This window comes from Pseudomonas sp. SDO5532_S415, assembly GCF_054071155.1.
The window spans coordinates 22,153-29,464 of record NZ_JBSVWS010000059.1 but is presented as its reverse complement, the minus strand read 5'-3'; the positions used below and the strand labels follow the sequence as shown (position 1 = coordinate 29,464).

Below are 7,312 nucleotides of genomic sequence, written 5' to 3'. Positions count from 1 at the left end.
GCCACATTGATGTCGACTGACACTCCATCGCCAGCAGGCTGGCTCCCACAGGAGACGCGTTGGATTGAAGTACAAGCCATCCTCGACAACTTGCGCGAGGTGGTCGCACCAAGGCTCGACGCCTGTGGTCCCGCAGAAATGCGCGGTCTGCTCGATGCCCTCAGTGGGCGTTTCGTGCCCGCCGGCCCCAGCGGCGCACCGAGTCGCGGGCGCCTGGATGTGCTACCGACCGGGCGCAATTTTTACTCGGTAGATGTGCGCAACCTGCCGACCACCACCGCATGGCGCATCGGTTTCCAATCGGCCAACCTGATTCTTGAACGCCACCTGCAGGACCACGGTGATCATTTGCGCCAGCTCGGCCTGTCGGTGTGGGGTACTGCGACCATGCGCACCGGCGGCGATGACATCGCCCAGGCCATGGCGCTGATGGGGGTGCGTCCGGTCTGGGCCACCGGCAGTCAGCGGGTCGATGACTTCGAGATTCTGCCGCTGAGCCTGCTCGATCGCCCACGGGTGGACGTGACCTTGCGCGTGTCCGGTTTCTTTCGCGACGCCTTCGCCAACCTCATCCGCCTGTTCGACGCCGCCGTGCAAGCGGTCGCCGGGCTGGATGAGCCGGACGATCTCAACCCGTTGGCGGCCAAAGTGCGCGCCGAACGTGAAGCGTTATTGCAAGCAGGCCTTGATGAAGACGCCGCGCGGCGTCAGGCCGGCTGGCGTATTTTCGGTGCCAAACCCGGTGCCTATGGGGCAGGGGTACAGGGCGCCATCGATGGTCGTCTGTGGCAGAGCCGCGAGGATCTGGCCGAGGTGTATTTGAACTGGGGCGGTTATGCCTACGGCGGTTCAGACGAAGGCACCGCGGCCCGAGATCAGTTCGCCCAGCGTCTGAGCCAGGTGCAAGCGGTGCTGCAAAACCAGGACAATCGTGAACACGACTTGCTCGACTCCAATGATTATTACCAGTTCCAGGGCGGCATGCTGGCCGCCGTGGAAAGCCTCGGCGGCGAAGTGGCGGCTAGTTATCACGGTGATCACAGCCAGCCGGACCTGCCGAAGATCCGCACGCTGAAGGAAGAACTGAACCGGGTCATCCGCTCCCGGGCGGCCAATCCGAAGTGGCTGGAGGGCGTCAAGCGTCACGGCTATAAAGGTGCGTTCGAAATGGCCGCGACGGTCGATAACCTGTTCGCCTTCGACGCCACCACCCGGTTGATCGACGATCATCAGTACGCGTTGCTGGCCGATGCCTATCTGCTCGATCCAGACACCCGGGATTTCGTGCGCGAGCACAACCCTCATGCCTTGCGCGACATGACCGAGCGCATGCTCGAAGCGCAGCAGCGGGGGATGTGGAAGGCGCCGGGTGAGTATCGAGAGGCGCTGCAAGACCTGTTGTTGGATATAGAAGAAGATACCTGAAACAGCTCAACCTGTGGCGAGGGAGCTTGCTCCCGTTGGGTCGCGAAGCGGCCCCGCTTTTCCCCTGATGTACCCGGTTGGCAGGTTTTACGACTGCTACGCAGCCGAACGGGAGCAAGCTCCCTCGCCACATAGTAATAACCGACCATGATGAGAAAACCGACATGACCGACACCCCGCATTTCCCCCTCTCAGCCGTGGTCGGCGCCGATGACTTGAAACTCGCGCTGTACCTGACCGCCATTGACCCGAAGATCGGCGGCGTGCTGATCGAAGGCCCGCGCGGCATGGCCAAATCGACCCTGGCCCGAGGCCTGGCGGACCTGCTCGCCAGCGGTCAGTTCGTCACCTTGCCGTTGGGTACCACTGAAGAGCGCCTGGTCGGCACCCTCGACCTGGATGCCGCCCTGAGCGAAGGTCGCGCACAATTTTCCCCCGGCGTGTTGGCCAAGGCTGATGGCGGCGTGCTCTACGTCGATGAAGTCAATCTGCTGCCCGATCACCTGGTCGATTTACTGCTCGACGTCGCCGCCAGCGGCACCAATCTGGTCGAGCGCGACGGCATCTCCCATCGGCATTCGGCGAAGTTCGTGCTGATCGGCACCATGAACCCGGAAGAGGGTGAGTTGCGTCCGCAACTGCTCGACCGCTTTGGCTTGAACGTCGCCCTCAGCGGCCATACCGCACCCACCGAGCGCGGCCAGATCATCCGTCGGCGTCTGGATTTCGACAGCGATCCCCAAGGTTTTTGCGCCGAGTGGGAACGCCAGCAGCAATCATTGCGCGAACGTTGCCATAAGGCGCGTAGCGCATTGGTGGACATTCCCCTCGACGATGCAGCGCTGGAGCAGATTACCGAGCGCTGCTTTGCCGCCGGTGTCGATGGCCTGCGCGCCGATCTGGTCTGGTTGCGCGCGGCGCGTGCCCATGCCGCCTGGAGAGGGGCGCGTGCCATCGCCGAGGAAGATATCGATGCGGTCGCCGAGTTTGCCTTGCGCCATCGTCGCCGCGAACAGTCGCCACTTGCACCACAACAAAACCAGGCGCCTTCGGTTCAGCCTTCAAACCCGAGCGAAGGCCAGGGTCAATGGGGTGAAATGCCCGCCCAGGCACTGGCGACGGGCGCCCGACGTGAAGTGCCGAGCTGGCCAAAAAAGCCCTAGGCATTCGCCCTCGATCTGATGCGGGGGCGAATGCCAGACCCCGTGCCGGACGCCTGGACAACGGCAAGCAGGGTAAGCGTCACGCTGCTCGAAGCGGTTCGGTCAATTGGCCCGGCACCTTGCTCAACGGCCGGCCCCGTCAGCGCACGGATCTGCTTTTTCAACTGCGCACCCGTTCGCCCCATGAACTGTGGTTGGTGATCGTCGACGCGTCGGCCTCGACCCGTCGTCATCAAGCGCTAAGTGATGCGAAGGGGCTGTTGGCGCAACTGTTCGACGACGCCTACCGTCAACGCGCGCGCCTGGCTTTGCTGACGGCCAGTGGTGCGTTGCCGAAGTGGCAGGTGCAAGGGTTGAAAGCCTCCAGCGGTCTGCGCCACTGGCTCGATGGGCTTGGCGCGGGTGGCGGCACGCCGTTGCTGGCGGCGCTGGGGGAGGCGGGGTGCTGGCTGGCTGCACGGCAAAAGCGGTTTCCGGCGGAGCAACAGCGGTTGCTGGTGGTGACTGATGGTCGGTTGAAAGAGTGGCCGGCGTTGCCCGCACTCGATTGTCCGGGGCTGGTGATCGACATCGAGCGCGGGCCGATCCGCCTTGGGCGTAGCAGGGTACTGGCGGCGCAATTGCAGTCCGAGTATCGGCATATCGATGAGTTGCTGCCGGGCTGAGTGCTGTGTTGTCTGTGCGGGCCTCTTCGCGAGCAGGCTCGCTCCCACATTGGATCTCCTGTGTAAACAAATCCCCTGTGGGAGCGAGCCGGTTCCGGGCGGCGTTCCGACGAAAGCGGTGTATCAGGCACTGTAAGTTTTGAACTACTTACCCATCGCCTGCCGGTACCGCTGTGTAAGCCGGGCGATGTGCACCCGGTCCAGAATCAACGCCCACAACGCCGACACCTGCGGCCGGGTCTTGCGCCCGCGACTCAAGCGCTGCAGCTGGAACTTCACCACCGCCATATTCGCCAGGGCCGCCAGCGGTTTGCGTTTCCAGCGAATCGGCGGTAGCTGTGGGTGACTGTTCTCACCTTCGCGCCAGCGTTTGACCAACTGCGGTTCGACGGCCAACGCCGTACCGATCCCGGCCATGGCGATGCCACTGTCGAGTACCTGCTCGACGATTGCCAGGCGCCGGATCCCGCCTGTCACCATCACCGGCATGCGAGCCACGCTGGCCAGTTCGCCAGCCATTTCCAGAAAGTACGCCTCACGGGCCAGGGTTCGGCCATCGCGGGCTTCGCCTTGCATGGCCGGTGCTTCGTAGCTGCCACCTGAAAGCTCCAGCAGGTCGATCTGCTGATCGTTGAGCCACTGGATCACTTGTCGCGCGTCGTCGGCATCGAAGCCACCGCGCTGGAAGTCCGCCGAGTTGAGCTTCACCGCCACGCAAAATTGCGGCGACACCGCGTTGCGTACCGCATCGACCACCGCCAGCAGCAAACGCGCGCGGTTCTCCAGCGAACCGCCCCAGCGATCGGTGCGGCGATTGGTCAGCGGCGAGAGGAACTGGCTGAGCAGGTAACCGTGTGCGGCATGGATCTGCACGCCGCTGAACCCGGCCTTTTCCGCCAGTGCGGCGCTGGTGGCGAAGCGTTGGATCACCTCTTGGATATCGGCTTCGTTCATGGGCTTTGGCTCGGCGAACATCTTTGAAAACGAGCCCAGATCCAGCGCCACCGCAGAAGGCGCCAGGGCTTGCTGGCCGAGGTTGGCCATGGTTTGGCGGCCCGGATGATTGAGTTGCATCCACAAATGCGCGCCACCGGCGCGACCAATGCCGGCCCATTGGCGGAAGCGTTCCAGGTGGCGTTCGTCCTCCAGCACCACCCCACCGGGACCGGTCATGGCGCGGCGGTCGATCATCACGTTGCCGGTCAGCAGCAGTCCGGTTTCGCCCTCGGCCCAGGCTTGATACAGGCGAAACAGCGCTTGATCGGGTGCCTGATCGCTATCGGCAAGGTTCTCTTCCATGGCAGCTTTGGCGACCCGGTTAGCGATGGTCTGGCCGTTGGGCAATTTCAAGGCTTGGAAGGGTGACATGCTTGACTCCTCATCAGTGATGAACAGAGGCTAAGCTTAAAGCTCACTTGAATGTCAAGCAGTCCGACGCCATGACCTGTGATGAAAATGCCGAACGGGTGATGGCCTCACTCAAGCACCAGGTTCGACCGGGATACGGGAATCGGATTGCGCATCAGCGTGCCGACCACCAGCGCAGCCAGTAATCCTGCCAGTCCCGCGACCCACAGCAACAGGCTGAAGCCCCCGACAAACGCCTGGCGAGCCAGCGGCTCGACCACCGACTGTGCGGCTTGCGGCAACAGGCTCATGGCCGCCGGCATGTCACCGGCCACCACCCGTGAGGCGACGCCTTGAGTGTGTTCCAGCCACTGCCCGCCCTGTGCCGACAGGTTGTCGTGCAGCAACTGTTCGCTATGGCCCGACAGCAAGGCGCCATAGACCCCGATCGCCAGCATCACCGCACTGAAACGCATGGTGGTGCTCATGCCCGACGCCATGCCGGTACGCTCTCGGGGTACGCAGGCCATGATGTTTTTCTGCGTATCGCCATTGAGCAACCCGGCACCGGCACCGGTCACGGCAATCGCCAGGGCGAAGGGCAGGTAGCCGCCGCTGTTGACCGCCCAGGCGCTCAGCAGGTTGCCGCAACCCACCAGTGTCAGCCCGATCGCCATCATGTTTGCCGGGTGAACGCGTCCCGCCAGCCGTGCGCCGATGCGCGGGAAGATCAGCATGGTCACGGCAAACGGCAGCATGCCCAACCCGGCGGAAATGGCGGTAAAGCCCAGGCCGTTCTGCAAGTAGAACGGCAGCATGGTCATCATCACCTGGGCGCAGGCGGCGTAGGAGAACATGCCGAGCAAGGCACCGATGAAGCGCGGATGCCTGAACAATTGCAAGTCGATCATCGGCCGCTGTTGCAGGCGCTCGATCACCACGAACAAACCCAGCAACAGGGCACCGCCCACCAGGCGTGCGTAGGTGACGGGGTTGTTCCAGCCGATCCGGTTGGCTTCGATCAGGCCCCAGATCAGGCACAACAGGCTGGCGCTGAAGGCGAGGCTGCCCCAAGGGTCGAGGCGGGCGGCTTGGGCATCGCGGGATTCCGGCACTGCGCGCCAGACCATGTACATGAGGAACAGGCCGACCGGCAGGTTGAGGTAGAAAATCCAGCGCCAGCCGACGAATTCAGTGATCAATCCGCCCAAGGTCGGCGCCGCCGTCATGGCCACGCCCATACAACCGCCCCAGAACGCCCAGGCCTTGGCCCGTTCCAGTTCATCGTGGAAGGTATGACCGATGGAGGCCAGCGCGGAGGTCAGCAGCAGCGCGGCACCGACGCCCTTGATCGCCCGTGCGATGTCCAGAAACAGTGCGTTCGGCGCCGCACCGCAACCCAGCGAGGCCAGGATGAAAATACCCAGTCCCCACATCAGGGTTTTCTGCCGTCCAAAGCGGTCGGCCAGACTGCCGGCGGGCAGCAGCAAGGCGGCGAAGGCCAGCATGTAGGCACTGACCACCCATTCGATATCAGCGAAATTCGCCCCCAGATCCCGAGCGATGCTGGGCAAGGTAACGGCGACGATATTAGTGTCCAGCACGATCAACGAACACACGGCTGAGGCGGTGAGCAAGGTCAGGCGCGGACTCACCTTGGGTTTGACGGACATGGCGGACGTTCTCTACTGTGAAGTGATGTGCAGCTTATCGCTGGCTGACGGTCCCTTTGTTAGGCGCGCATCATCACTTCATTACCTTTGAGCTAACGCACCGATGGACATCCGCCACTTCCGCTACTTCCTCGCCGTCGCCCGGCAGCGCAACTTCACCCGTGCCGCCGAGCAATTGGGCATTGCGCCGCCGACCTTGACCCGGCAGATCCAGGACATGGAAGCGGAACTGGGCGCGCGCCTGTTCCTGCGCCAGGCGCGGGATGTCAGCCTGACCGAGGCCGGCACGGCGCTGCTGATCGAGGCCGAGGCCACGGTGCGCCAGTTCGAGTCGGCCCAGCGCAATGCCCAACGCGCCGGTCGTGGCGACATCGGCCACATCGAACTGGGTTATGTGGCCTCGGCGGTGTATTCCGGGGCGCTGCAAAAGCAGGTGCAGGCTTTTGCCGGCCAATACCCGGATGTCAGCCTCAACGTTCGGGAAAGCCCCATGGCCAGCCTGCCGAACATGATCCTTGAGGGGCGCTTCGATTTGGGTTACATCCGCTGCCCGATGGCTTTGCCCGAAGGTGTCGAGGGTGTGCGCCTGAGCGACGAGGGCTTTGTGTTGGCGTTGCCGGTGGACTCATGGCTGACCCGGTTGCAGGTCATCAACTCTGCGCATCTGCACAACGAAAACTTCATTCTTCCGGAGCAAGTCGTCGGTACGTTGCAGGTTGCGAGTCAAGGAGGTTTCGTACCGAAGCTCGGGGCGCAGCCGGGTGGATTGGTGGCGGTGATTGCATTGGTGTCGCTGGGGCAGGGGGTGGCGGTGGTGCCGGAGTCGGTGGTTGGCCACGTCAGTCTGCCGAATGTGGTGTACCGGCAGATCAAGGATTGCAATGCGTCGTCGTGGTTGGCATTGATTCATCGGCGGTTTGAGAAGTCGCCGGCGGTGAACAGGTACATCGAGCGTGTGAAAAAAAGCTAGAAGCCAAACGTTTCGCGAGCGAGTTCGTTCCCGGTGTTTTGTGTCGAACTTCGAAACCGGGTCTCGTGT

6 protein-coding genes are annotated in these 7,312 nt (G+C 63.1%); 4 read left to right on the top strand and 2 right to left on the bottom strand.

Translation table 11 applies throughout. The annotated features are described in order from the left end of the window. The 3 genes from ACW9HW_RS15190 to ACW9HW_RS15180 all read left to right on the top strand — a co-directional run. A partial coding sequence (locus tag ACW9HW_RS15190; RefSeq protein WP_457400569.1) for a cobaltochelatase subunit CobN occupies nt 1–1,425 on the top strand: 1,425 nt, incomplete at its 5' end. A 164-nt stretch (nt 1,426–1,589) separates the two neighbouring features. Beyond that, nucleotides 1,590–2,588: an ATP-binding protein gene (locus ACW9HW_RS15185; RefSeq protein WP_457400567.1), complete on the top strand. Its 999-nt coding sequence runs from the start codon at nt 1,590–1,592 to the stop codon at nt 2,586–2,588. Between the two features lie 119 nt (nt 2,589–2,707). Further along, nucleotides 2,708–3,253 carry a vWA domain-containing protein gene (locus ACW9HW_RS15180; protein ID WP_457400566.1) on the top strand — a complete coding sequence of 182 codons (546 nt, stop codon included), beginning with the start codon at nt 2,708–2,710 and terminating at the stop codon, nt 3,251–3,253. A 144-nt stretch (nt 3,254–3,397) separates the two neighbouring features. Here the strand turns inward: ACW9HW_RS15180 and ACW9HW_RS15175 are convergent, their stop codons facing one another. Next, nucleotides 3,398–4,621, bottom strand: coding sequence for an NADH:flavin oxidoreductase/NADH oxidase family protein (locus ACW9HW_RS15175; RefSeq protein WP_457400565.1), 1,224 nt, complete (start codon nt 4,619–4,621; stop codon nt 3,398–3,400). A gap of 107 nt (nt 4,622–4,728) precedes the next feature. Then, nucleotides 4,729–6,273 (bottom strand): MFS transporter, encoded by a 1,545-nt coding sequence (locus ACW9HW_RS15170; protein WP_457400563.1) that lies wholly within the window; start codon nt 6,271–6,273, stop codon nt 4,729–4,731. A 103-nt stretch (nt 6,274–6,376) separates the two neighbouring features. On the opposite strand from ACW9HW_RS15170, the gene ACW9HW_RS15165 reads away from it, so the two are divergent. Continuing rightward, nucleotides 6,377–7,243, top strand: coding sequence for a LysR family transcriptional regulator (locus tag ACW9HW_RS15165; RefSeq protein WP_457400562.1), 867 nt, complete (start codon nt 6,377–6,379; stop codon nt 7,241–7,243). Nucleotides 7,244–7,312 lie beyond the last annotated feature (69 nt).

What these genes read in the sequence shown, in the direction of transcription:
- ACW9HW_RS15165 (WP_457400562.1), top strand. Translation starts at nt 6,377, where the DNA reads ATGGACATCCGCCACTTCCGCTACTTCCTCGCCGTCGCCCGGCAGCGC.
- ACW9HW_RS15175 (WP_457400565.1), bottom strand. Translation starts at nt 4,621, where the DNA reads ATGTCACCCTTCCAAGCCTTGAAATTGCCCAACGGCCAGACCATCGCT.
- ACW9HW_RS15185 (WP_457400567.1), top strand. Translation starts at nt 1,590, where the DNA reads ATGACCGACACCCCGCATTTCCCCCTCTCAGCCGTGGTCGGCGCCGAT.
- ACW9HW_RS15170 (WP_457400563.1), bottom strand. Translation starts at nt 6,273, where the DNA reads ATGTCCGTCAAACCCAAGGTGAGTCCGCGCCTGACCTTGCTCACCGCC.